At 70.6% G+C, this 23,209-nt stretch carries 23 protein-coding genes; 12 read left to right on the top strand and 11 right to left on the bottom strand.

Translation table 11 applies throughout. The features are described 5' to 3' along the window. Positions 1-33: 33 nt before the first annotated feature. Genes A4R43_RS32380 through A4R43_RS32370 form a run of 3 tightly spaced genes read right to left on the bottom strand, consistent with a single transcriptional unit; the run spans position 34 to position 3,073 of the window. A complete protein-coding gene (locus tag A4R43_RS32380) occupies positions 34-1,548 on the bottom strand; it encodes a tripartite tricarboxylate transporter permease (RefSeq protein WP_113695561.1) in 1,515 nt (504 codons plus the stop codon). Beyond that, complete coding sequence (locus A4R43_RS32375) at positions 1,548-2,090, bottom strand: tripartite tricarboxylate transporter TctB family protein (protein WP_113695560.1); 543 nt, start codon at positions 2,088-2,090, stop codon at positions 1,548-1,550. Before A4R43_RS32375 ends, A4R43_RS32380 begins: the two co-directional genes overlap by 1 nt. Then, entirely contained in the window at positions 2,087-3,073 is a 987-nt protein-coding gene (locus A4R43_RS32370; protein WP_113695559.1) for a Bug family tripartite tricarboxylate transporter substrate binding protein, read from the bottom strand. The genes A4R43_RS32375 and A4R43_RS32370 overlap by 4 nt, the downstream gene beginning before the upstream one ends. 168 nt (positions 3,074-3,241) lie before the next feature. Between A4R43_RS32370 and A4R43_RS32365 the strand changes: the two genes are divergently transcribed. From A4R43_RS32365 to A4R43_RS32355, 3 genes are all read left to right on the top strand, one after another. Further along, a complete protein-coding gene (locus A4R43_RS32365) occupies positions 3,242-4,858 on the top strand; it encodes a sensor histidine kinase (RefSeq protein ID WP_113695558.1) in 1,617 nt (538 codons plus the stop codon). Continuing rightward, the gene (locus tag A4R43_RS32360; protein WP_113695557.1) at positions 4,855-5,544 is read left to right on the top strand and encodes a response regulator; all 690 of its coding nucleotides are present in this window, start codon (positions 4,855-4,857) and stop codon (positions 5,542-5,544) included. Before A4R43_RS32365 ends, A4R43_RS32360 begins: the two co-directional genes overlap by 4 nt. A gap of 120 nt (positions 5,545-5,664) precedes the next feature. Continuing rightward, positions 5,665-6,273, top strand: a complete 609-nt coding sequence (locus tag A4R43_RS32355; RefSeq protein WP_113695556.1) for a VanZ family protein — start codon at positions 5,665-5,667, stop codon at positions 6,271-6,273. Here the strand turns inward: A4R43_RS32355 and arfB are convergent. From arfB to A4R43_RS32325, 6 genes are all read right to left on the bottom strand, one after another. Next, the gene (gene arfB, locus A4R43_RS32350) at positions 6,261-6,698 is read right to left on the bottom strand and encodes an alternative ribosome rescue aminoacyl-tRNA hydrolase ArfB (RefSeq protein ID WP_113695555.1); all 438 of its coding nucleotides are present in this window, start codon (positions 6,696-6,698) and stop codon (positions 6,261-6,263) included. The genes A4R43_RS32355 and arfB overlap by 13 nt on opposite strands. Beyond that, positions 6,679-7,749: a phosphoribosylformylglycinamidine cyclo-ligase gene (gene purM / locus A4R43_RS32345; RefSeq protein ID WP_113695554.1), complete on the bottom strand. Its 1,071-nt coding sequence runs from the start codon at positions 7,747-7,749 to the stop codon at positions 6,679-6,681. Before purM ends, arfB begins: the two co-directional genes overlap by 20 nt. 44 nt (positions 7,750-7,793) lie before the next feature. Continuing rightward, the gene (purF, locus tag A4R43_RS32340) at positions 7,794-9,332 is read right to left on the bottom strand and encodes an amidophosphoribosyltransferase (RefSeq protein WP_113695553.1); all 1,539 of its coding nucleotides are present in this window, start codon (positions 9,330-9,332) and stop codon (positions 7,794-7,796) included. 153 nt (positions 9,333-9,485) lie between these two features. Then, positions 9,486-9,908: a hypothetical protein gene (locus A4R43_RS32335; protein WP_236808415.1), complete on the bottom strand. Its 423-nt coding sequence runs from the start codon at positions 9,906-9,908 to the stop codon at positions 9,486-9,488. Beyond that, entirely contained in the window at positions 9,895-10,110 is a 216-nt protein-coding gene (locus tag A4R43_RS32330) for a DUF397 domain-containing protein (protein ID WP_113698024.1), read from the bottom strand. The genes A4R43_RS32335 and A4R43_RS32330 overlap by 14 nt, the downstream gene beginning before the upstream one ends. 238 nt (positions 10,111-10,348) lie before the next feature. Beyond that, a complete protein-coding gene (locus A4R43_RS32325; RefSeq protein ID WP_418190760.1) occupies positions 10,349-11,224 on the bottom strand; it encodes a helix-turn-helix domain-containing protein in 876 nt (291 codons plus the stop codon). A 157-nt stretch (positions 11,225-11,381) separates the two neighbouring features. Here A4R43_RS32325 and A4R43_RS32320 point away from each other — a divergent pair, with 157 nt between their 5' ends. Next, a complete protein-coding gene (locus A4R43_RS32320; protein ID WP_113695551.1) occupies positions 11,382-12,218 on the top strand; it encodes an SAM-dependent methyltransferase in 837 nt (278 codons plus the stop codon). On the opposite strand, the gene A4R43_RS32315 is transcribed toward A4R43_RS32320, so the two are convergent. After that, positions 12,219-12,599 (bottom strand): sterol carrier family protein, encoded by a 381-nt coding sequence (locus A4R43_RS32315; protein WP_113695550.1) that lies wholly within the window; start codon positions 12,597-12,599, stop codon positions 12,219-12,221. A gap of 63 nt (positions 12,600-12,662) precedes the next feature. Here A4R43_RS32315 and A4R43_RS32310 point away from each other — a divergent pair, with 63 nt between their 5' ends. From A4R43_RS32310 to A4R43_RS32280, 7 genes are all read left to right on the top strand, one after another. Further along, positions 12,663-13,283: a type VII secretion system-associated protein gene (locus A4R43_RS32310; protein ID WP_113695549.1), complete on the top strand. Its 621-nt coding sequence runs from the start codon at positions 12,663-12,665 to the stop codon at positions 13,281-13,283. 95 nt (positions 13,284-13,378) lie between these two features. Continuing rightward, positions 13,379-14,224, top strand: coding sequence for a lysozyme (locus A4R43_RS32305; protein ID WP_113695548.1), 846 nt, complete (start codon positions 13,379-13,381; stop codon positions 14,222-14,224). Between the two features lie 149 nt (positions 14,225-14,373). Further along, positions 14,374-15,291 (top strand): lysozyme, encoded by a 918-nt coding sequence (locus A4R43_RS32300; protein WP_113695547.1) that lies wholly within the window; start codon positions 14,374-14,376, stop codon positions 15,289-15,291. A 121-nt stretch (positions 15,292-15,412) separates the two neighbouring features. Continuing rightward, entirely contained in the window at positions 15,413-15,985 is a 573-nt protein-coding gene (locus A4R43_RS32295; protein WP_113695546.1) for a hypothetical protein, read from the top strand. A 120-nt stretch (positions 15,986-16,105) separates the two neighbouring features. Beyond that, positions 16,106-16,939 (top strand): Twin-arginine translocation protein TatA, encoded by an 834-nt coding sequence (locus A4R43_RS32290; protein ID WP_113695545.1) that lies wholly within the window; start codon positions 16,106-16,108, stop codon positions 16,937-16,939. Between the two features lie 141 nt (positions 16,940-17,080). Beyond that, entirely contained in the window at positions 17,081-18,124 is a 1,044-nt protein-coding gene (locus A4R43_RS44265) for a hypothetical protein (protein ID WP_236808414.1), read from the top strand. A gap of 4 nt (positions 18,125-18,128) precedes the next feature. Further along, positions 18,129-19,184 carry a pentapeptide repeat-containing protein gene (locus A4R43_RS32280; RefSeq protein ID WP_113695544.1) on the top strand — a complete coding sequence of 352 codons (1,056 nt, stop codon included), beginning with the start codon at positions 18,129-18,131 and terminating at the stop codon, positions 19,182-19,184. A gap of 3 nt (positions 19,185-19,187) precedes the next feature. On the opposite strand, the gene purL is transcribed toward A4R43_RS32280, so the two are convergent. Then, positions 19,188-21,458 (bottom strand): phosphoribosylformylglycinamidine synthase subunit PurL, encoded by a 2,271-nt coding sequence (gene purL, locus A4R43_RS32275; RefSeq protein ID WP_113698023.1) that lies wholly within the window; start codon positions 21,456-21,458, stop codon positions 19,188-19,190. A 121-nt stretch (positions 21,459-21,579) separates the two neighbouring features. Between purL and A4R43_RS32270 the strand changes: the two genes are divergently transcribed. Then, entirely contained in the window at positions 21,580-23,205 is a 1,626-nt protein-coding gene (locus tag A4R43_RS32270) for an ABC transporter transmembrane domain-containing protein (protein ID WP_236808413.1), read from the top strand. Positions 23,206-23,209: the final 4 nt, after the last annotated feature.

Genomic DNA, 23,209 nt, shown 5'->3' with positions numbered 1-23,209 from the left:
CGCCCGGTGGGTGCCCCGCTCGCCGGTCTCGCGTCAGGCGTCGATGCGTTCGTGGTCCCGCGACGGCTCCGGCTTCCGGCGCAGCTTCCGCAGCAGCGGCCAGGCCAGCAGCACCGCGATGATCGCGTACACCACCACCGCCATCGGCGAGTTCACCAGGCCGACCAGCTCACCGTCGGACAGCTGGAGCGCCCGCCGCATCTGCTGCTCGGCGCTCGGCCCGAGGATCACGCCGATCACCGCGGGCAGCACCGGCAGCCCGTAGCGGCGCATGGCGAACCCGATCAGCCCGATGATGAACAGCAGCACCAGGTCGATCACCTCGCCACCGACCGCGTAGGCCCCGACGCTGGCGAAGAACAGGATGCCCGCGTACAGGTAGGGCCGCGGGATCCGCAGCAGCTTCGCCCACACCGGCGCCATCGGCAGGTTGATCACCAGCAGCAGCACCGTGCCGACGAACAAGCTCGCGATCAGGCCCCACACCAGCGCCGACTCGCGCTCGAACAGCAGCGGCCCCGGCTGGATGCCGTACTGCTGGAACGCCGCCAGCATCACCGCGGCCACCGCCGTGGTCGGCAGGCCCAGCGTCAGCATGGAAACCAGCGTGCCCGCCGCCGAAGCGCTCGCCGTCGACTCGGGACCGGCGACGCCTTCGATGGCGCCCTTGCCGAACTCGTCCTTGTGCTTCGACAGCCGCTTCTCCGTCACGTACGACAGGAAGGTCGGGATCTCCGCGCCACCGGCCGGGATCGCGCCGAACGGGAAGCCGATCACCGGCCCGCGCAGCCACGGCTTCCAGGTCCGGCGAAGGTCCGCCTTGGACAGCCACGGCCGCCCGACCGGGATCGGCTTGAGCTGCTTCTGCCGCAGGTGCGCGGCCACCCACAGCGACTCGCCGACGGCGAACAGGCCGACCGCCACGATCACCACGTCGATGCCGTCGGACAGGTGCAGCGAGCCGAAGGTCAGCCGCGACTGCCCGGTCATCTCGTCCAGCCCGACCAGGCCGATGGTCAGCCCGATCAGCAGCGACGCGAACCCGCGGACGCGCGACTTGCCGAGCACCGAGGTCACCGCGATGAACGCCAGCACCATGATGGCGAAGTAGTCCGGCGCGCCGATGTCCACCGCGAGCTTGGCCACCATCGGCGCTAGCAGCACCAGCGCGGTGGTGCCGATCAGCCCGCCGATGAAGTGCCCGATCGCCGCCGCGGCCAGCGCCTGCGAGCCGCGGCCCTTGCGGGCCATCGGATTGCCTTCGATCGCGGCCACCACCGCCGCGCTCTCACCCGGCGTGTTCAGCAGGATCGAAGTGGTCGAACCACCGAACATGCCGCCGTAGTAGATGCCGGCGAACATGATGAACGCCGCGGTCGGGTCGAGGCCGTAGGTCACCGGCAGCAGCAGCGCCACCGCCATCGCCGGGCCGATGCCCGGCAGCACGCCGATCGCGGTGCCGAGAATGACACCGATCGCGGCGAAGAGCAGGTGCTGCGGGGTGAGCGCGGTGCCGAACCCGTCGAGCAGATTGGTCAGCGCGTCCATCACAGCACTCCCATCAGCGGGCCACCGGGCAGCGGCACCCCGAGCAGTTCGTTGAACGCCAGCCAGGTCAGCACCGAAACCCCGGCGGCGATCAGCGGGTCGCGCACGAAGTTCCGGCTGCCCAGCGCGAAGGCCGCGCCCCAGAACATCAGCGCCGACGAGATCGGGAAGCCGACGGTGTCGATCAGCGCGGCGTTCAGCAGGAACGCCCCGGCCAGCAGGAGCACGGTGCGCCAGTCGGTCGGCGCGTCGAGGTCGATGTCCTCACCGGCTTCGGCCTCGCCCTTGCCGCCACGCAGCACGTTGACCGCGAGCAGCGCGGCGACCAGCACCAGCGCCGAGCCGACCAGCACCGGCACCGCCTTCGGCCCGACCGGGCCGCGCTGGGTGAAGTCGGTGGGAATGCTCAGCGCGTCGGTCAGCACCAGCACGCCGGTGGCCAGCAGCAGCACGCAGATGCCGAGTTCGGAGTGCGCGCGCCACCAGCTCTGCTTCTCCGGCGGGCGCTCGTCCACCGGCTCGTTGTCCACTGTGGTCGTCATGCCAGCCCCAACTCCTTCAGCACCGAAGCCACCCGGTCGTTCTCCGCCTTGAGAAAGGCGCCGTACTCGTCACCGGCGGAGAAGGCGTTGGTCCAGCCGTTGAGCCGCAGCGCGTCCTGCCACTGCTGGGTGTCCTGCAGCCGGGTGAACAGCGAAACCAGCTTTTCCTTGTCCCCGTTGGAAATCCCGGGCGGCGCGACGATGCCGCGCCAGTTGGTGAAGCTGACGTCCACTCCGGACTCGCGCAGCGTCGGCGCGTCCAGGCCGGGCACCCGGTTCGGGCTGGTCACCGCCAGCGCACGCAGCTCGCCCGCCGCGATCTGGTCGCGGGTCTCGCCGATGCCGGAGACGCCGAAGCCGACCTTGCCGCCGAGCACCGAGGCCATCAGCTCGCCGCCGCCGTCGAACGGCACGTAGTTCACCGTGGGCGGGGCGATGCCGGCGGCCTTGGCCATCAGCATCGGCGCCAGGTGGTCGGGTCCGCCGGGGGCCGAGCCGCCGCCGACCGGCACCGCGCCGGGATTGGCCTTCCACGCCTCGATCAGCTGCCCGATGTGCTGGTACGGCGAGTCCTTGCCGACCACCACCACGTCGGATTCCTCGGTCAGCTTCGCGATCGGCGTGGTGTCCTGCAGCGAGGACGGTGACCGGTTGGTGTACACCGCGCCGACCACGCCGAGGCCCATCGACATCGCGAGCTTGCCGTTGCCGCGTTCGTTGACCAGCCTGCCGAGGCCGACCGTGCCGCCGGCACCGGGCAGGTTGAACACCTCGGTGGTGCCGTTGAGCCCGGCTTCCTCGATGGCCTTGACCGCGGTGCGCGCGGTGATGTCGTAGCCGCCGCCCGGCGAGTTCGGCACCATCACCCGGAAGTTGCGGATCTGGTCGCCGGTTTCGTCGCTGCCGGTGGACACCAGCGGGGGGATGAGCAGGACCAGCGCCGCGGCGACCAGCACCGACAGCCAAGTCTTCTGGTTCTTCATCAGGCACTCCGTTGTACGCCTGCACGGGGGTGACCTCGGTTACACGAGGCCGGTTAGCGAGTCATCGTGCCTCCGGGGCGGCGGTCTGTCTCGCTTGCGCGCTTATCGGTACTTGTGTTCGTTTTGCTCACGACGGCACCGCGCGCGAAAGGTGTCATAGTGAGCCCCATGCAGCGTGGATCACTGGCGCGCCAGCTGCTCGGATGGCAGCTGGTGATCGTGTTCGCCCTGCTCGCGTGCGTCGCGCTGTTCTCGGTGGCCCAGTCGAACAAGTCCTTCACCGACGTCGAAGGCCGCCGCCTGCTCTCGGTCGCGGAGAACGTGGCCGCCACGCCGGGGGTCCGCGAGAACCTGCCCGACCCGCTGCGCCGCGACCCGCTGCCGGTGTTCGCCGAGGGCGCGCGCAGCCTGTCCGGCGCCGACTTCGTGATCATCACCGACCGCGCGCACCGGATCATCACCTCTCCCGATCCCAAGCAGGTCGGCACCACGCTCGACCTCGGCGACAGCATGATCACCAGCGGCCGTGCCTGGGTCGGCGAGATCGGCGGCTCGCTGGTCGCGCACGTCCCGGTGATCAGCGACCGCGGCACGGTCGACGGCATCGTCGCGGCGGGCAAGGCCACGCCGGGTTTCTTCGAGGGCTTCGGCAACTCGGCGAGCGACGCGCTGGCGTTGCTCGGCATCGCCACCGTGCTCGGCATCGCCGGTTCGGCGCTGCTGGCCTGGCGGGTCAAGCGGCAGACGCTGGGCATGGAACCGCGCGAGATCGCCGGGCTGGCCGAGCACCGCGAGGCACTGCTGCACGGCATCAAGGAGGGTGTGCTCGGGCTGGACCAGCAGCACCGGATCACCCTGGTCAACGACCACGCGCGCGAGCTGCTGGCGTTGCCGGAGGACTGCGTCGGCACCGCGGTGGCGGACCTGGACCTCAACGAACGGCTGCAGGACGTGCTCACCGGCCGGGCCGAGGGCGTGGACCAGATCGTGCTGCGTGCCGGGCGGGTGCTGGTGCTCAACCGGCTGCCGATCGCCGGGCTGGGCGCGGTGGCCACCCTGCGCGACCGCACCGAGCTGGTCAACCTGCGTGAGGAGCTGGCCGCCAGCTCGCGGGCCACCGACACGCTCCGCGCGCAGGCCCACGAGTTCTCCAACCGGCTGCACACCATCGCCGGGCTGATCGAGCTTGGCGAGTACGACGAGGTGCGCGAGTACGTCGACCTGGTGGCCCACGAGCAGGGCGAATGGCAGGACAAGGTGACCAGCCGGGTGTCCGACGTGGCGGTGGCGGCGCTGCTGATCGCCAAGGCCAGTCTCGCCGCCGAGCAGGGCGCCGGACTGCGGCTGACCGACGACAGCAGACTGGACCCGGTGGACGAGCGGCTGTCCGGTGACCTGGTCACCGTGGTCGGCAACCTGGTGGACAACGCGCTCGACGCGCTGCGCGCGGCCGGTCCCGGCCACGGCGACTGGATCGAGATCGGCATCCGGCAGGACAGCGAGCGGGTGGAGGTGGTGGTGCGGGATTCCGGACCGGGCGTGGCGCCGGAGATCGCCACCGAGGTGTTCGCGCACGGGTTCACCACGAAGGCCGCCGAGCACGGCGGGCAGCGCGGGCTCGGCCTGGCGCTGACCCGGCAGACCTGCATCCGGCGCGGTGGTTCGGTCGAGGTACACAACGCTGCGCCACCCGCACGGGGGACGACCCCCGGACCCCCGAACCGATCGGGAGGAGCGGTGTTCACCGCGCTACTGCCGCTGGTCCCCGAGCGGGTGGCGCGATGATCCGGGTACTGGTGGTGGACGACGACTTCATGGTCGCGAAAGTCCACAGTGGATACGTCGAACGGGTGACCGGGTTCAGCGTGGTGGGGGTGGCGCACACCGGCGCGGACGCCCTGCGCGCGGTCCGGGACCTGCGCCCCGACCTGGTGCTGCTGGACATCTACCTGCCGGACATGGACGGCATCGCGGTGTTGCGCGCGCTGCGCGCCGATCCCTCCACAGTGGACACCGATGTGGTGATCATCAGCGCCGCGCGTGACGTGGACACGGTGCGGAACGCGATGCGCGGCGGGGTGCTGCACTACCTGATCAAACCGTTCTCGGCGGCGGCGCTGCGTGACCAGCTGCTGCATTTCGCCGCATTGCAGGCAAAACTCGCGCGCCTGTCGGAACGGCGCGAAGTGTCGAACCAGGAGGACGTGGACGACGTGTTCGCCGCACGTCCGCGTGGCGCCGGCGTATTGCCGAAAGGGCTCACGCAGCAGACCGCCGAGTTGGTGGAACAGGCGCTGCGGGCCCGCCCGGACGGGTTGTCCGCCACCGAATGCGCGCAGGCCACGGAGCTTTCCCGGCCCAGCGCGCGGCGTTATCTGGAGTATTTCGCGGATACCGGAAAAGCCGAAGTCCGGCTGCGGTACGGCGGCACCGGACGGCCGGAACGGCAATACCACTGGACCGCCGAATAACCACGAGCTGATCAAGATCACCTATTCGGGCGGGTTCCTTGGCGTGCCGATCCGAACGCCGAATGCGATGGTGATCTTGCCACCCGCATTTGCCTTGATGCGTTCGGGAAAGGGGAACGCGTGGATGCGCTGCTGCGAGATTTCGGCATCCTGATCACGCTCGCTTTCATGGCCCTGCCCTTCGCCGCCGCCGGCTGGTTCGTGCTCGCGACCCACCGGCATCGCCGAAGAAGACCGGTGCGCTTCGCGGTGCTCACCGCGGGCGCGGACGCGGCCATCACGCTGATCGCCACGCTCGCCTTTGTCCTCGTGGCGATGCCGATCCCCGGCGCGAGCGGGAGCGCACTGCACCTGGCGCCGGGCGCGGACCTCGACCTCGCGCTGTCCGGGCACGGGTCGTACTGGCAGCTCGCCGGGAACCTGGTGCTGTTGCTGCCACTCGGCGCGCTGCTGCCGTTGCGGGTGGACGCGCTGCGCACGGTGCCGAGGGTCGCCGTGGCCGCGTTGAGCGTTTCGCTGCTGGTGGAGACCATGCAGTTCGTCATCCAGTCCGGCCGGGTCACCTCGGCCGACGACGTGCTGCTGAACACCGCGGGCGCGACCATCGGCGCGGCGCTGACCCGGAACTGGTGGCCGCGGCCGCCGGTGATCCCGCGGCAGCTGCGGCGCGAGCTCGGCGAGCGCACCGGAAGCCAGCTGCCGGTGGTGAGCGGGCGTCAGTCGTCGTAGCGGGAACGCCGCGACTTCTTGACGTCCGACCGCCGTTTCTTCGCGGCGATCCGGCGTTCCTTCGAGCCACGCGTCGGCTTGGTCGGGCGTCGCGGCGGAGGTGGCGGGGCGGCGGCGTCCGAAAGCGTCGCCGCCAGCCGCGCCCGCGCGGCCTCACGGTTCGCCAGCTGCGCGCGGTGCTCGCTGGCCGCGATCGTCAGCACGCCGTCCACCAGCCGCCCGGCGAGCCGCTCCAGCAGCCGCGGCCGCAACGACTCCGGGATCGAGGGCGACCGCGCCACGTCGAACGAAAGCTCCACGCGCGAGTCGGTGGTGTTGACGCCCTGCCCGCCGGGCCCCGACGAGCGCGAGAACCGCTCGGCCAGCTCCCCGGCCGGGATCACGAACCGGGTACCGACGCGGAGGTCAGAACCGGGGGTGGTCACCGGAGAGCACCGCCCGCGGACCGTCCGGGTCCTCGGCGGGGCGGACGTCCCCGAGCACCCAGGCCGGCACGTGTCGCGCGGTCAGCACGGCGAGCGCCCGGTCGACGTCCTCCGGCCCCACGATGGCGACCATGCCGACGCCCATGTTGAAGGTCTTCTCCATCTCGGCGCGCTCGACCCGGCCGCGGTGCGCGATCAGCGGGAACACCGGCGCCGGCGTCCAGGTGCCGCGGTCCAGCGAGGCGACCAGCCCGCGCGGCATCACGCGCGCGAGGTTCGCCTCCAGGCCACCGCCGGTGATGTGCGCGAACGTGCGCACCTCGGTCTCGGCGGCCAGCGCCAGGCAGTCCTTGGCGTAGATCTTGGTCGGCTCGAGCAGTTCCTCACCGAGCGTGCGGCCGAACTCCTCGACCTGCCCGTCCAGCGGCATCCGCGCGATCTCCAGCAGCACGTGCCGCGCCAGGGAGTACCCGTTCGAGTGGAGCCCCGAGGAGCCCATCGCGATGACCACGTCACCGGGGCGCACCCGCTCCGGCCCGAGCACGTCGGCGGCCTCGACCACGCCCACCCCGGTCGCCGAGATGTCGTAGTCGTGCTCGCCCATCAGCCCGGGGTGCTCCGCGGTCTCGCCGCCGAGCAGCGCGCACCCGGCCTGCACGCAGCCCTCCGCGATGCCGCCGACCAGCGCCTCGATCTTCTTCGGCACCACCTTGCCGACGGCGATGTAGTCCTGCAGGAACAGCGGCTCGGCGCCGGTCACCACCAGGTCGTCGACCACCATGGCGACCAGGTCGATGCCGACCGTGTCGTGCTTGTCCAGCGCCTGCGCCACCGCGATCTTGGTGCCGACGCCGTCGGTGGAGGAGGCCAGCACCGGCTCGGTCCACCGGTCCAGCTTCAGCGAGAACAACCCGGCGAACCCGCCGACCCCGCCGAGCACCTCCGGCCGCGTCGCCCGCTGGGCATGCGGTTTGAGCAGCTCGACGGCCTCATCACCGGCGTCGATGCTGACGCCGGCGGCGGCATAGGTTGCGTTCGTGGACTCGCTCACGAAAGCGGTCTCCGTCCTTGGGGAGAAACGACTAGTGGGTGGCACTAGGGACGCCGGACGGCGTCTTCGGCACCGTACCCCGCAGGAGTGACGGGTTTGGCGGCACCGTCCGCGGCATCCAGGCTTTCCAGCAGATGCTTGCCGATCAGCGCGTCATCCGGCAGCGCGATCGGGTACTCCCCGTCGAAGCAGGCCGAGCACAGGCGCGACTTCGGCTGCTCGGAGGCCGCGATCAGCCCTTCGAGCGAAACGTAACCGAGCGAGTCGGCGCCGATGGACCGGCGCACGCCGTCGGCGTCGACCCCGTTGGCGATCAGCTCGGCGCGCGAGGCGAAGTCGATGCCGTAGAAGCACGGCCAGCGCACCGGCGGCGACGCGATCCGGACGTGCACCTCCAGCGCACCGGCCTCACGCAGCATGCGCACCAGCGCGCGCTGGGTGTTGCCGCGCACGATCGAGTCGTCGACCACCACCAGCCGCTTGCCGCGGATGACGTCGCGCAGCGGGTTCAGCTTCAGCCGGATGCCCAGCTGGCGGATGGTCTGCGAGGGCTGGATGAAGGTCCGGCCCACGTAGGCGTTCTTGACCAGGCCGGAGCCGTACGGGATGCCGCTGGCCTGCGCGTACCCGATGGCGGCCGGTGTGCCCGACTCCGGCACCGGGATGACCAGGTCGGCGTCGGCCGGGTGCTCCTTGGCCAGCCGCTTGCCGATGTCGACGCGGGTGGCGTGCACGCTGCGCCCGGCGATCGAGGTGTCCGGGCGGGCCAGGTACACGTACTCGAACACGCAGCCCTTGGGCTCCGGGTTGGCGAACCGCGAGGACCGCAGGCCCTCGGCGTCGATGGCGATCAGCTCGCCCGGCTCGACCTCGCGCACGAACGAAGCGCCGACGATGTCCAGCGCCGCCGTCTCGCTGGCGACCACCCAGCCGCGTTCGAGCCTGCCGAGCACCAGCGGGCGCACGCCGTGCGGGTCACGGGCGGCATAGAGCGTGGACTCGTCCGCGAAGACCAGGCAGAACGCGCCACGCAGGGTGGGCAGCAGCTCCAGCGCGGCGGCTTCGATGCCGCGGTCGGCGGCGGTCGAGGCGAGCAGCCCGCAGACCAGGTCCGAGTCGCTGGAGGAGCCGGTCAGCCCGGCGTGCGGCTTGAGCCCGGCGGCCAGCGTGCGCTCGCGCAGCTCGGCGGTGTTGACCAGGTTCCCGTTGTGGGCGAAGGAAAGCCCGCTGCCGGTGTCGGTGGTGCGGAAGATCGGCTGCGCGTTCTCCCAGATGGTCGAGCCGGTGGTCGAGTACCGGCAGTGGCCGACCGCGATGTGGCCCTGCAGCGAGGACAGCACCTGCTCGTCGAACACCTGGCTGACCAGGCCGAGGTCCTTGAAGACGACGATCTGGCTGCCGTCGGAGACGGAGATGCCCGCGGCTTCCTGGCCGCGGTGCTGGAGCGCGTAGAGCCCGTAGTAGGCGAGCTTCGCGACCTCCTCGCCGGGCGCCCAGACGCCGAACACACCGCATTCTTCGCGAGGTTCGGGATCGGGCTGATCGGTTACGGCAGGTCCAGCAGACGACTGGTCGGATACCACCGAGGAGCTCCCTGGAGAAGTGGTCGGGCACGGCCAGTGTAAACGCTGATCCGCCGGATCCGCCGGGCTGCGCGCGGCATCACAACGCGGGGTGTCCGCACACGAAAGCCCCGGGTGACCAGGTCAGCCGGGGCGTTCGGAACAGTTCGGGATTCAGGCGGTCGCGGGGAGCCACTTGGCCACGCCGGCGCGGCCCGGGACCCAGCAGCCCTTGCTGCCGGACTCGGCTTCGGCGGGTCGCTCGGGCAGGGCGAGCAGCTGGTCGATCACGGTCAGCACGGAACCGCTGACCTGCCACAGCGTGGTGCGCGGGGCCAGGATGTCCGGTTCACCGCCGGGCATGCGGGTGGCGATCACGTCGTCCTCGGCGTGCAGCCGGACCACGTCGATGACGTCCTCGTGCGCGCGGATGCCGACCACGGCCAGCACCTCACCGTCGGGGCTGCGCGGGTGCACGAACTGGAAACCGCGCTCGATCAGTCGCCGCAGGCCGGTCTCGGTGTCACTGAGCGTGTCAGCGCCAGAACCACTGACCGAGGACGCCGGGGCGGCTTCCGCCAGCTCAGCTGAGGACATCGTCGAACTCTCCGTCCTTGGCTCCGGCCAGGAAGGCGGCCATCTCGGCCCGGGTGTAGACCAGGGCGGGGCCGCCGGGGAAGCGGGAGTTGCGGACGGCGACCTCCCCGGTGGCCAGCGGGGCGACCTCCACGCAGTTGCCCAGGGCACCGCTGCGGGAGCTCTTGCGCCACTGGGCGCCGTCGAGCAGGTCGGCAGGCATACCGTTCGAGATCCGCGGCACCGCGATCCCCACCTTCCCGGCTTAGATGTTCAGCGGGTGCAAATGCACGTGCATTTGACTTGTGCCGATGACTTTAGCACGCGGTTCCGCAGATGAGGATGCACGTGCAGAAAATCCTGCACCTGTTCTCACAGCGTGAGGACACCTTCTGCCAACTTCCCACGAAGGTGTGAACTCACCCTGAACGGGACCGGTCAGGGATTACGAACAGTGAGTTTCAGAGTTCCGCACGAGCCTTCGCGATGGTGGCACGACTGCGTTCCGGCGTTTCCGCGTCCACCGCGAGCCGGTCCAGCGCGCGGCTGTACAACTCGAAGTCCGCCAGTTTCTCCAGGTAGAGCGCACCGGCCAGGTGTTCGATGTAAACGATGTTCGGCAGTTCCGGCTCGGCGAAGCGCAACAGGGTGAACGCGCCCTCGGCCGAATACCCGCTCAGCCGGTACGGCACCACCTGCAGCGAGATGTGCGACATGGTGGTCATCTCGAGCAGCTTGTCCAGCTGCTCCTTGAACACCTTCCGGCCGCCGATCGGGCGGTGCAGCACCGACTCGTCGACCACCGCCCACAACCGCGGCGCCTCCGGCCGGTTGAGCAGCTTCTGCCGCCGCATGCGGATCGCCACGCGGCGCTCCACGTCGTCGTCACGCGACTCGGGCCTGCCGTGGCTGACGATCGCCCGCGCGTAGTCCTCGGTCTGGAGCAGCCCCGGCACGAACTGCAGCTCGTAGGTCTGGATGCGCTGCGCGGCCTCTTCCAGCCCGACGTAGTCGTCGAACCAGCGGGGCATCAGGTCGTTGTAGCGGTTCCACCAGCCCGGCTGGTTGGACTGCTTGACCAGCTCGACGAAGGCCTCGCGCTCCTTCGGGTCGTCGACGCCGTACATGGTGAGCAGGTCGACGACGTCGCGCTCCTTGAAGCCGACGCGGCCCAGCTCCATGCGGCTGATCTTCGATTCCGAGGCGCGGATGCTGTAACCGGCTTCGGCTCGCGTCACGCCCTCGCGCTCGCGGAGACGGCGGAGCTGGGTGCCGAGCACCATGCGACGCGCGGTAGGTCCGAAGGACTCACCACCAGGTCCCTCGATCGAGGTCACTTGCGCTCCGCTCCCTGTTCACTCACACCAGCAGTGAGGCGACCACCCAACGTACATACCCATTGTGCACTGTCAAGCCCGCCCTCGTTTACCCGCTGGACGTACCCCCCTACGCTACGTGGAACGTGCCCCAGTTCACAATCCCAGGAGGTTCGCCATGCCTGCCGGAACCGCTGCACCGTCCGAACGCGTACCGGTGGGGGTGGATCCCACGCGGGCCAGCATCGCTCGGGTCTACGACGCCTTCCTGAACGGGAAGGACAACTACGAGATCGACCGCGAGGTGCTCCGCGGGGTGCAGAAGAAGGCCCCCGAGGCGCAGGACCTGGCCACCGAGAACCGCGGCTTCCTGATCAGGGCGTGCCGGTTCCTGGCCGCGCAGACCGGCGTCACCCAGTACCTCGACCTCGGCTCCGGCCTGCCCACCGCGGAGAACACCCACCAGGTGGTGCAGCGGCTGGTGCCCGAGTCGACCGTGGTTTACGTGGACAACGACCCGGTGGTACTCGCGCACGGGCGCGCGCTGCTGGAAGAGAACGACCTGACCCACCTGACCTCGGCGGACATCTTCAAGCCGCGGGAGGTGCTGGAGAACGCCGACGTGCGGGCGAACCTCGACTTCAGCCAGCCGGTCGCGCTGCTGCAGGCGGGCACCCTGCACCACCACGTCGGTGACCCGGACGAGCCCGCCCGGATCATGCGCGAGTACATCGACGCGCTGGCGCCGGGTTCGTACGTGGTGATCAGCCACTTCCTCGATCCGGAGAACGAGCACAGCGCGGTCGCCAGGAAGATGGAGGACGTGTTCGTGCACAGCCCGATGGGCTCGGGCACGTTCCGCACGCACGACGAGCTGATGGAGCTGTTCGGCGACCTGGAGATGGTGCCGCCGGGCCTGATCCGCTGCGCCGACTGGTGGCCGGACGGCCCGCGGATCAAGCCGCTGAACCAGGTCCAGCACTGCATCGCGGGCGGCATCGGCCGCAAGAAGTAGTCACACCCGGAGGATCGGCAACCAGCGGGCGAGGTCGGCGCGGCTGCCCGACGCGCTGACCCGCCCGCCGTCCACCGCGGCCGCCCAGTCGAGGCGCCCGGTGGCCAGCTCCAGCCAGGTGCGCGGATCGGTCTCCACCACGTTCGGCGGGGTGCCGCGGGTGTGCCGGGGCCCCGCCACGCACTGCACCGCGGCGAACGGCGGCACCCGCACCTCCACCGACCGCCCCGGCGCGTCGGCGGCCAGCGTGCGCAGGCTCAGCCGGACCGCCTTGGCCAGCTCGGGGCGCGCGGGTTCCGGGCCGTCCCCGGCCAGCCACGGCGTGAGCGCACCGACCGCGGCACGTAACTCAGCGGGGTCGACCGAACGCGAAGCGGGCATGCCTCCCACAGTAGAGTGGGCGCCCAGGCGGCTTGCCAAAACCCAGGATTTCGAAGGAACGACATGGCGCAGCGCGATGACTCGGACCGGGCCACGGCCGACGGCCGCCCGGTGGCGGTCCCGAAGATCACCGACGAGATGCGCGCGAACGCGAGGGCCAATCCGGACAGCTGGCTGTACGTGATCGACGAGGCCTTCGACCCGAACGGCCCGGTCCCGTCGTGGGCCGTGGTCGGCGCGTACCCGGTGAACACCGCGGGCCAGGTGGTCGAGGACTTCCACCCCAACGACCGGTACCGCCCGTCGCCGAAGGCGCTCGGCTTCCCCGAGCCGCGCAACGACCTCGAGCGGCTGCTGCAACTGGTCCGGACCAAGCACCGCCCGGCGGCCGACCTGCCGCGGGTCATTCTCGACTCGACGTTGTTCGTCTACGCCATGTCGCCGGTCCAGCGCACGGTGATCGGCTTCCACAACACCGACGGCCGGGTGCTGGTGCCCGCCTACACCGCGAAGAACCTGGTGCCGAAGGACTGGCCGCACGCCCGCGCGGTGCTCGGCAGGGACATGGTCGAACTGCTCGCCGGGCACCCGGTGGCGATCAACCCGCACGACGTGGTGACCGCCGTCGTGCCGGCCGAGCACCTGCTCAAGGCGCTCGCCGAGGAAGCCGCTGACCAGGGCTGATTCACTCGATAGCGGGACGCTCGCCGCGCGAAGTTGGCTCGATGGAGGCATCGTGTCGACTGGATGATCAGCCCCTACGCGGCAGGAGCGATGCGATGCGCCCGTTTCCGTGTCTCGCGGTGAGCGCCGGGCTCGCGCTGACAGTGCTCAGCGCCGTCCCCGCCACCGCCGACTACTCAGCGCTGTCCGCTCGGGGGACGACCCCCGGACCCCCGAACTACTCCTTGGCCGAGGACAACCGCGCCGGTTCCCAGATCGCGGCGGTCGAAGGTGTGCACGGCGTGCCCGACCACGGCCGGTACGCCGCCGAGGGCCAGACCCTCGGCCACGACGTCAGCGGGCACCAGGGCGCGGTCGACTGGCCCGCCGCCGCGGGTGCCGGTGCCAAGTTCGTCTACGTCAAGGCCACCGAAGGCACCGGCTTCACCAATCCGCAGTTCGGCCAGCAGTACAACGGCGCGCACGGCGCCGGTCTGGTCCGCGGTGCCTACCACTTCGCCCGCCCCGACGTCTCCGGCGGCGCCGAGCAGGCGAACTACTTCGTGGACAACGGCGGCGGCTGGGCCGGTGACGGCCGGACGCTGCCCGGCGCGCTGGACGTGGAGTACAACCCGTACAGCGACGACAAGTGCTACGGCCGGGACGCGGCCGGCATGGTCGCGTGGATCAAGGACTTCTCCGACACCTACGCCCGGCGCACCGGCCGCGCGCCCGCCATCTACACCTCGACCAGCTGGTGGCGGAAGTGCACCGGCGACAGCCCGGCCTTCGGCGGCGCGAACCCGCTCTGGCTGGCCCGCTACGCGCCGGAGATCGGCCCGCTGCCCGCGGGCTGGGCGCACCAGAGCATCTGGCAGTTCGCCGACGCCGGAACGCTGCCCGGCGACCAGAACTACTTCAACGGCACCGAGGACCGGGTCACCGCGATGGCGGGCGCCTGAACGCCCGACGAAGGTACCGAAAATTACTCACCGCAGACAGATCTTCCACGCGATTTCGTGACAAACCCGATCCGGTCGTCAACAATCAACGACCGAACGGTCACCTGCAGTGATCCGTTCACCGCGAGGGTATATGTGAAGGGATTCCTATGTCCGTGCGAAGAAGCCGTCGCCTGTTCGGCACGGCCGTCACCATCTCGGCAGGCCTGCTCCTGCTGGGCACGCTCGCTCCCGCGTCCGCGAGCACGTACAACGACGACACCGGCACCGCCCCTGCTGAAGCGGTCCCGGCGTACGTCGACGGCATGCCGGTCGACGAGTACGTGAAAACCTACGACCACCCGCTGGGCTCGCAGATCCGGCGGGTGGAGGGCGACCACTCCACCGAGGAGACCAAGGCCGCCGCCCGGTCCGAACCCGCGATGGGTCCGGACGGGTACCAGATCACCGCCAGCGTCGAAGGCATCGACGTCAGCGGGCACCAGGGCAACGTCAACTGGCAGAACTGGTGGAACCAGGGCAAGCGGTTCGCCTTCGTCAAGGCGACCGAGGGCACGGGCTACAAGAACCCGTACTTCGCCCAGCAGTACAACGGTTCCTACAACATCGGGATGATCCGCGGGGCGTACCACTTCGCGTTGCCGGACCGCTCGTCCGGCGCCGCGCAGGCGGACTACTTCGTGAACAACGGCGGTGGCTGGTCCGGGGACGGCAAGACGCTGCCGGGTGCGCTCGACATCGAGTTCAACCCGTACGGCGCGACCTGCTACGGCAAGTCGCAGGCGTCGATGGGGGCGTGGATCCGCGAGTTCCACGACCGCTACCACGCGCGCACCGGCCGCTGGCCGGTGATCTACACGAACACCAACTGGTGGAACCAGTGCGTCGGCTCGACCCAGAACTTCGGCAGCACCGTGCCGCTCTGGATCGCGCGGTACAGCTCCACCGTCGGCCCGCTGCCGCACGGCTGGGGCTTCTACTCCTTCTGGCAGTACACCTCGACCCCGATCGACTTCAACCGGTGGAACGGGGACTACACCCAACTGAAGAAGATGGCCACGGGCTGACCGCGGCCACGGGGGATCCCGCTCCGGCGGGGTCCCCCGGTTTTCTCAGCCGGGCTAAGGGCCCTCCAAGGCGGCTTCGGTAGATCTGCCCACCGGACACGCCGACCGGGAGGGCAGCCAGATGACCTTCGAAGAACCGCCGGAACCAGCACGGAAACCGGCGCCGACCGCACTGCTGGCCGGCCTCGCCGCGGCCGTGCTCGTGCTTGTCGTGCTGGGGTTCACCGCCTTCGTCGCGCCCGGCTTCCTGGTCGGCGATCCCGGGCCGGTGGCGGCTCCGGCGACCACCACGAGCAGCGCCCCGGCCCGCACCACCACGTCCGCGCCTTCGCCGCGGCCCGCCGAAACCGCGGCGCCGACCTCCGCCGAGCCGGCGCCGGGTGGCCGCGGCGGCTCCGGGCCCGCCGACGCCAGCGTCGAAAAGGTGATCAAGGACTTCGTCGCGGAGCTGAACGCGGGTGATGCGAACGGCGCGAAGCAGCTGATGTGCGCGGGCGGGCGCGGGGACGACTCGGCCGTGGGCGCGCTCGCCGCGCAGCAGCCGTCGCTGGAGGTGGGCGAGCTGACCGCCAAGTCGTCGAAGGTGCTCACCGGCACGGTCACCGGTACCGCGGGTGGTCAGCCGGTCACCGCCAGCGTCACCGCCACCGCGGCCATCGGCGAAGCCTGCGTCGGGCTGTTCACCGTGTCGTGACCAGTCATTTCCGGGAGGCGGTGTGCTTCTGCCCCGGGCAGCCGGGAGAATGGGCCACGCCACGGGCTCGCACTGTGGTGAGATGCGACCCGCAACGCCCGCTTCACGGAAGGCAGCCTGATGACCTACCCACCGCAGCCGGGGCAGCCCTACGGTGACCAGCCCGATCCGTACGGCCAGGGCGGCTATGGCCAGGGCGGCTATGGCCAGCAGGGCCAGCCGGGTCAACCGCAGTCGGGCGGCTTCCCGCAGCAGGGCCAGCCGTACGGGCAGCAGCCCGGGTACGACCCCTACGGCCAGCAGCAACAGCAGCCGTACGGCCAGCAGCCCGGCTACGACCAGTACGGGCAGCCGACGCAGCAGTACCAGGGCTACCCGGGCGGGGGCGACGGTTTCGGCGGCCCGCCGCCGAAGAAGAGCAAGGCGGGCCTGTGGATCGGCCTCACCGTCGGGCTCGTGGTCCTGGTGGCGCTGGGCATCACCGGCTTCGTCGCGCCGGGCTTTTTCCTGAGCGACGACGAGCCGACGAACACCGCCGGCGGCCAGACCACCAGCCAGGCCCCGCCCAGCGAGGAGCCGAGCAAGGCGCCCTCGTCGCGCAAGCCGACGGCCAGCGCGCCGAGCAAGCCCCCGACCAGCAAGCCGGGCACCGGCGGCAGCGGGGACGCGGCGGTGGAGAAGGTCATCCGCGACATGGTCGACAAGATCAACGCGGCGGACGCCAGCGGCGCGATGAGCTTCGTCTGCGACGGTTCCGAGGGCTCGACCCAGTCGACCGTGGACGAACTGGTCGCCAAGAAGCCGAACCTGCAGATCGAAGAGGTCACCTCGGACACCCCGGGCACCGTGGTCGCCACCGCGACCGGCTCGTCGGGCGGCAAGCAGGTGCACGCCACCTTCGGCGCCGGCGACCTGAGCACCGGCCCGTGCGTGGCCGCGGTCTTCGCTTTCTGATCCCTGTTCGCCCGCGTTCCGGCCCGGCCAGGCAGAATGCGGGCAGGGGCAACGCGCACGGACTCGGGGAACCCGGGCCTCCGTCACCGCGTCGCAGCTTTGGGGCGCAGCTCGCGCACGCAGTACTCACGGAGGCTTGACATGACCTACCCACCTCAGCCGGGGCAGCCGTACGGCCAGCAACCCGACCCGTACGGCCAGGGCCAGGGCGGGTATCCCCAGTCAGGCGGCTTCCAGCAACCGGGTCAGCAGCCCGGGTACGACCAGTACGGTCAGCAGCAACAGCAGCAGTACCCGGGCTACGACCAGTACGGCCAGCAGCAGCAACAGCAGTACCCCGGCTACGACCAGTACGGTCAGCAGCAGGGCGGCTACGGCACCCCGCCGCCGAAGAAGGGCAAGGCCGGGCTGTGGATCGGCATCACCATCGGCGTGGTGGTGCTGGTCGCGCTGGGCATCACCGGTTTCGTCGCGCCGGGCTTCTTCCTCGGTGACGACAAGGAAGGCCCCGAGGGCACCACGAACGCGATCGTGGCGGCGCTGAACACCCAGGACCGCACCGCGATCCAGGGCCTGATCTGCGCCGACGCCGACGAGGTCGTCAAGAACGTGCCGGACAACCTCAACGAGCTGAGCGCGGCGAAGCTGGTCAGCGGGCCGACCAAGAAGACCGACACCGAGTACACCGCGACCGTCGAGGTGACCGAGAAGAAGGACGGCGACACCAGCCAGTTCGACGGCACCCTGGTGCAGGCGGGCGACAAGTGGTGCTGGAAGGGCCTCGGCAACGCCACCAACAGCGGCAGCGGCAAGTCCTCGTCCAAGCCGTCCGAGCCGAAGTCGTCCAGCCCGAAGTCCTCGTCGAAGCCGACCAGCAGCCCCGGCGGCTCCGGCAACACCGACGGCAAGGCCGTGATCGACGAGTTCATCTCGAAGGTCAACGCCGGTGACAAGTCGGGCGCGCTGTCGATGGCCTGCTCCAGCACGGCGAGCCTGCTCGAGACCACGGTCGGCTACGCGATCGACGGCCAGGGCAGCTACACCGTCGCCTCGGCCCCGCCGGACGAGACGCTGGTGAGCGCGGACATCACCGGCACCGAGAGCGGGCGTTCGGTCTCGGGTTCGGTCAGCGCGACCAACTTCGACGACGCCGGCTTCTGCATCAGCACCTTCTACGCGTTCTGATCCCGTGCGGCGCGCGCTGAAGTCCCCGCTGGCACTGACGATCGGGCTCGCCGTCGCCGCGCTGGTGGGGATCAGCGTGTGGCTGCTCACCGATCCGAAGACCACCCGTGCCGACGCACTGCGCACGGGTGGTCTCGCCGGTGCCTCCATCGTCGCGTTGTACGCGCTGTGGCTCAACGACCGGCGGCGCAAGGTCGAAGAGGGCAGGCAGGAGATCGAGCGGCAGCGCCACGACCTGGAGAGCCACCGGGCCGAGCGCGACCTGGAACGCGTGGCCGACGAACGGTTCGCGAAGGCCGTCGAGCTGCTCGGGGACTCCGCGGACCAGGTTCGCGTGGGTGCGCTGCACGCGCTGGCGGGGCTGGCGCGGAGTCGCGTGGCGTACCGGCAGACCGTGCTCGACGTGCTGTGTTCCTATCTGCGGCGCCCGTTCGAGCACAAGGAAGAAAACACCCGGGATCCGGAGAACTCCCGTGAGCACGTGGTCCGGCAGACCGCCCAGCGGCTGATCGCCGAGCTGCTCCCCGCCCGCGACGATCTCGACGCCGAGGCCTACAACCTCGACCTGACCACCGCCACGCTGGACCACTTCGACCTGTCCGGCCGCCGCGTCGGCGAGCTGACCCTGCGGCACGCGCACCTCCACTCGACGGCGCGCTTCCACGAGATGCGCATCGAAGGTCCACTGTGGATGACCGCGGCGGAACTGCACGGCAAGCTGCGGATGCACGACTCGCACCTGAACCGGGGCTGGTTCACCGGCACCAAGTTCATGGAGAAGGCCGTTTTCGTGCGCAGCGAATTCGGGGCCGAGGTCTCGTTCGAAGGTGCCGTGTTCAGCGGTGAGGCGCTGTTCGAGGGCACCACCTTCGGCGATTCGCTGACCCTGCTCCGCACGAAGTTCGACGACTACGCCGACCTGCGCTTCAGCGCCCGGCCGTCGCGGCTGGAGCTGAAGCACACGCTGGTCCGCCCGGACCGCGAGCACGCGCTCCCGGACTGGCTGAGCACGCAACGCCAGCCGAACGGCGACGTGCGCATCGCCGCCGTCCGGGCCTGAGCGTCAGTCGAACAGCGCGGGGAGCGTGCGCTCCCAGGTCTCCCGCAGCTCGTCGAGGCCGAAGCTGGTCACGCCCTGGATCTCCAGCGCGCCCGACTCCGGGTCCACCACGCCGGTCTTGCGCCACGGCAGGCCGCGCGCGGTGCACATCTCGGTGAACCGCAGTTCCTCGGTGCGCGGCACGGCGACCAGCACCCGGCCCGCCGACTCGGAGAACAGCTGCACGAACGGGTCCTGCTCGTCGTCCAGCACCACCCGGGCGCCGCACTGTCCGATCAGGACGGTCTCGACCAGCGTCTGCGCCAGCCCGCCGTCGGACAGGTCGTGCGCGGCGGAGACCATCCCGTCGCGGGAACCGGCGACCAGGATCTCGGCGAGCAGCTTCTCGCGCGCCAGGTCCACCTTCGGCGGCACGCCGCCCAGGTGCCCGTGCACGATGTGCGCCCACGCCGAACCGTCCAGCTCGTCGTGCGTTTCGCCGAGCAGCAGCAGGGATTCGCCCGCCTCCGCGCCGATCCCGGTCGGGATGCGGCGGCGCACGTCGTCGATCACCCCGAGCACGCCGACCACCGGCGTCGGCAGGATCGCGGTGTCCCCGGTCTGGTTGAAGAAGCTGACGTTGCCACCGGTCACCGGCACACCCAGCTCGGCGCAGCCGTCGGCGAGGCCGTGCACCGCGCGCTCGAACTGCCACATCACGCCGGGGTCGGTGGGCGCGCCGAAGTTCAGGCAGTTGGTCACCGCGACCGGGGTGGCGCCGCTGGTGGCCACGTTGCGGTAGGACTCCGCGAGCGCCAGCTGCGTGCCCAGGTACGGGTCGAGGTAGACGAACTTGCTGTTGCAGTCGGTGGACACGGCGACACCGCGGCCGGTCGACTCGTCGATCCGGATCACGCCGGAGTTGGCGGGCTGCGCCAGCACGGTGTTGCCGCGCACGTAGCGGTCGTACTGGCTGGTGACCCATTCCTTCGACGCCTGGTTCGGCGACGAGATCACCTTCAGCACGGTCTCGCGGATCTCGTCACCGGTGGACGGGCGCTTCAGCGACGCCGTGGTGTCCGCCTGCAACGCGTCCTGAGTGGACGGACGTGCGTACGGCCGCTCGTACACCGGGCCCTGGTGCGCCACCGTGCGCGGCGGCACGTCGACCACGGTCTCCCCGTGCCAGGTGATCACCAGGTGCTCGCCGTCGGTCACCTCGCCGATCTCGGTGGCGGTGACGTCCCACTTCGCGCAGACCGCCATGAAGGCGTCCACATCGGACGGTGCGACCACGGCGCACATGCGTTCCTGCGACTCGCTGGACAGGATCTCCGCCGGGGTCATGCCCTCGGCCCGCAGCGGCACCCGGTCCAGCACGATGTGCATGCCGCCGTCACCGGCCGCGGCCAGCTCGGAGGTGGCGCAGGAGAGCCCGGCCCCGCCGAGGTCCTGGATGCCGACCACCAGCTTCTGCGCGAACAGCTCGAGGCAGCACTCGATGAGCACCTTCTCGGTGAACGGGTCGCCGACCTGCACGCTGGGCAGCTTCTTGCGGCCGGTGTTCTCCGAGAAGCTGTCGCTGGCCAGCACCGAAACGCCGCCGATGCCGTCGAGCCCGGTGCGCGCGCCGAACAGGATGATCTTGTTGCCGGTGCCCGACGCGTGCGCCAGGTGCAGGTCCTCGACCCGCATCGCGCCCACGCACAGCGCGTTCACCAGCGGGTTGCCCGCGTAGCTCTCGTCGAAGACCACCTCGCCGCCGATGTTCGGCAGGCCGAGGCAGTTGCCGTACCCGGCGACCCCGGCGACCACGCCGGGCAGCACGCGGCGGGTGTCCGGCGCGTCGGCCGGGCCGAAGCGCAGCGGGTCGGCCACCGCGAGCGGGCGGGCGCCCATCGCCAGGATGTCGCGCACGATGCCGCCGACGCCGGTGGCCGCGCCCTGGTAGGGCTCCACGTAGGACGGGTGGTTGTGGCTCTCCACCTTGAAGGTGACCGCCCAGCCGTCGCCGATGTCCACCACGCCGGCGTTCTCGCCGATGCCCGCGAGCATCTTCGACTGCATTTCGGGCGTGGTCGTCTCGCCGAAGTACCGCAGGTGCACCTTCGAGGACTTGTACGAGCAGTGCTCGCTCCACATCACCGAGTACATCGCCAGCTCGGCGTCGGTGGGACGGCGGCCGAGGATTTCCCGGATCCGCGCGTACTCGTCTTCGGCCAGGCCGAGTTCGAGGTAGGGCTGCGGCACGTCGGGCGTCGCCGCGGCGTGCTCGGTGGTATCGGTGCTGGTCACGGTGTCCGCGTTGGGGGAGGCCACGAGCCAGAGGATACGGGTGTGGTGACGCGCACCCTGGAGGGTGGTGGCCGGAAAATCGGTCGCTCGCGCGGGCGGCTCCCGCATACCGTCGAAAACCGTGTCCGGAAAACCTTATCCCGCACCCGAGGTGCGGTTGCCCGCCCGGCTGACCCCGCTCCGCTACCTGCTGGCGGTGCTGCGGTCGCGGCCGTGGCTGGCCGGGTCCACGGCGGTGCTGGGGGCGCTGTGGCTGGTGCCGGGCGCGTTGCTGCCGCTGGTGGTCGGCCGGGCGATCGACACCGGCGTGGCCGGCGCGGACACCGCCGAGCTGGCCTGGAACGTGGGGCTGGTGGTCGGGCTCGGGGTGCTGCAGACGGTGTTCGGCGCCGGGCTGCTGTTCGGCGCGCACGGCATGTGGCTGCACGCCGCGTCCACCACGCAGCGCCTGGTCTCGCACCACACGCTGCGGCTGGGGGCCGCGTTGCGCGGGCAGGCGGACACCGGCGACATGATGGCGATCGCCTCCTCGGACGAGAACCGCGTCGGCGCGGTGTTCGAGGTGTTCGGCCGCGTGCTCGGCGCGGTGGTCGCCTTCCTGACCGTGGGCATCGTGCTGCTGGGCACCTCGCCGCTGCTGGCCGTGGTCGCGCTGGTCGGCGTACCGGTGGCGGTGGCCGGGATCGGCCCGCTGATCGCGCCGCTGCAGCGTCGCCAGGAGGCCCAGCGTGAGGACCTGTCCACGGTGAACGCGCTGGCCGCGGACATCGTGTCCGGCCTGCGGGTGCTGCGCGGGGTCGGTGGTGAGCGGCAGTTCGCGAACCGGTTCGCCGCGGCCAGCCAGCGGGTGCGCAGGCAGGGCGACGCGGTGGCGAACAGCACGTCGTGGCTGGTCGGCGCCGAGGTGCTGCTGCCGGGACTGGTCACCGTGGCGATCACCTGGCTGGGCGCGAAGCTGGCCGTCGCGGGCACGATCACCGTCGGCGAGCTGGTCGCCTTCTACGGTGCTTCGGCGTTCCTGATCATCCCGGTGAGCACCACCACCGAGGCGGCGGGCGCGTTCTCCGGCGCGATGGTGGCGGCGCGGAAGGTCTGCAAGATGCTGAACCTGCGGCCGACGCTGGAGGACGCGGCCGACCCGGTCGCGTTGCCGTCCGGACCGCTGGAGCTGCACGACACCGCGTCCGGCTTCACCGCGGTCGCCGGGAAGCTGACCGTGGTCGAGTCGCCGGAGGCCGAGGAACTGGCCGCCCGGCTGGCGCGGTTCACCGATGCGGCCGAGCCGGTGCTGGTGTCCGGGGTGGACGTCCGGCGCGCGGCGCTGGCCGACCTGCGTTCGCGGGTGGTCTACGCGCACAACCAGGACGTCTGGTTCTCGGGGGTGCTGCGGGAGCAGATCGTCACGCCGGGCTCGGTCACCGTGGCCGGCGCGCTCACCGCCGCCGACGCCGACGACATCGTGGACGCGCTGCCGCTCGGGCTCGACGAGCTGATCGGCGAACGCGGCCGCGAGGTCTCCGGCGGACAGCGGCAGCGGCTGAACCTGGCCAGGGCGCTGGCGCTGGACGCCGACGTGCTGCTGCTGGACGAGCCGACCTCGGCCGTGGACGCGCACACCGAGGCACGCATCACCGAACGGGTCGCCGAACTGCGGCGCGGCAAGACGACCGTGGTGTTCAGCCAGAGCCCGCTGTGGCGGGCGGTCGCCGACGAATACGTGGTCAAGGAGAGACAACCGTGCAGCTGAAGCT

Origin of the sequence: Amycolatopsis albispora (assembly GCF_003312875.1) — a bacterium.
Lineage (GTDB): Bacteria > Actinomycetota > Actinomycetes > Mycobacteriales > Pseudonocardiaceae > Amycolatopsis > Amycolatopsis albispora.
Note: the sequence above shows the minus strand (reverse complement) of the source record. Positions and strands in the feature narration are given on the sequence as shown.

Bases quoted from the DNA above. Each gene is read 5' to 3' on its own strand.
- A4R43_RS32370 (WP_113695559.1), bottom strand. From the start codon at position 3,073: ATGAAGAACCAGAAGACTTGGCTGTCGGTGCTGGTCGCCGCGGCGCTG.
- A4R43_RS32310 (WP_113695549.1), top strand. From the start codon at position 12,663: ATGGCGCAGCGCGATGACTCGGACCGGGCCACGGCCGACGGCCGCCCG.
- A4R43_RS32375 (WP_113695560.1), bottom strand. From the start codon at position 2,090: ATGACGACCACAGTGGACAACGAGCCGGTGGACGAGCGCCCGCCGGAG.
- A4R43_RS32335 (WP_236808415.1), bottom strand. From the start codon at position 9,908: ATGTCCTCAGCTGAGCTGGCGGAAGCCGCCCCGGCGTCCTCGGTCAGT.
- A4R43_RS32380 (WP_113695561.1), bottom strand. From the start codon at position 1,548: ATGGACGCGCTGACCAATCTGCTCGACGGGTTCGGCACCGCGCTCACC.
- A4R43_RS32300 (WP_113695547.1), top strand. From the start codon at position 14,374: ATGTCCGTGCGAAGAAGCCGTCGCCTGTTCGGCACGGCCGTCACCATC.
- A4R43_RS32315 (WP_113695550.1), bottom strand. From the start codon at position 12,599: ATGCCCGCTTCGCGTTCGGTCGACCCCGCTGAGTTACGTGCCGCGGTC.
- A4R43_RS32320 (WP_113695551.1), top strand. From the start codon at position 11,382: ATGCCTGCCGGAACCGCTGCACCGTCCGAACGCGTACCGGTGGGGGTG.
- A4R43_RS44265 (WP_236808414.1), top strand. From the start codon at position 17,081: ATGACCTACCCACCTCAGCCGGGGCAGCCGTACGGCCAGCAACCCGAC.
- A4R43_RS32330 (WP_113698024.1), bottom strand. From the start codon at position 10,110: ATGCCTGCCGACCTGCTCGACGGCGCCCAGTGGCGCAAGAGCTCCCGC.
- A4R43_RS32360 (WP_113695557.1), top strand. From the start codon at position 4,855: ATGATCCGGGTACTGGTGGTGGACGACGACTTCATGGTCGCGAAAGTC.
- A4R43_RS32295 (WP_113695546.1), top strand. From the start codon at position 15,413: ATGACCTTCGAAGAACCGCCGGAACCAGCACGGAAACCGGCGCCGACC.
- A4R43_RS32290 (WP_113695545.1), top strand. From the start codon at position 16,106: ATGACCTACCCACCGCAGCCGGGGCAGCCCTACGGTGACCAGCCCGAT.
- A4R43_RS32305 (WP_113695548.1), top strand. From the start codon at position 13,379: ATGCGCCCGTTTCCGTGTCTCGCGGTGAGCGCCGGGCTCGCGCTGACA.
- A4R43_RS32365 (WP_113695558.1), top strand. From the start codon at position 3,242: ATGCAGCGTGGATCACTGGCGCGCCAGCTGCTCGGATGGCAGCTGGTG.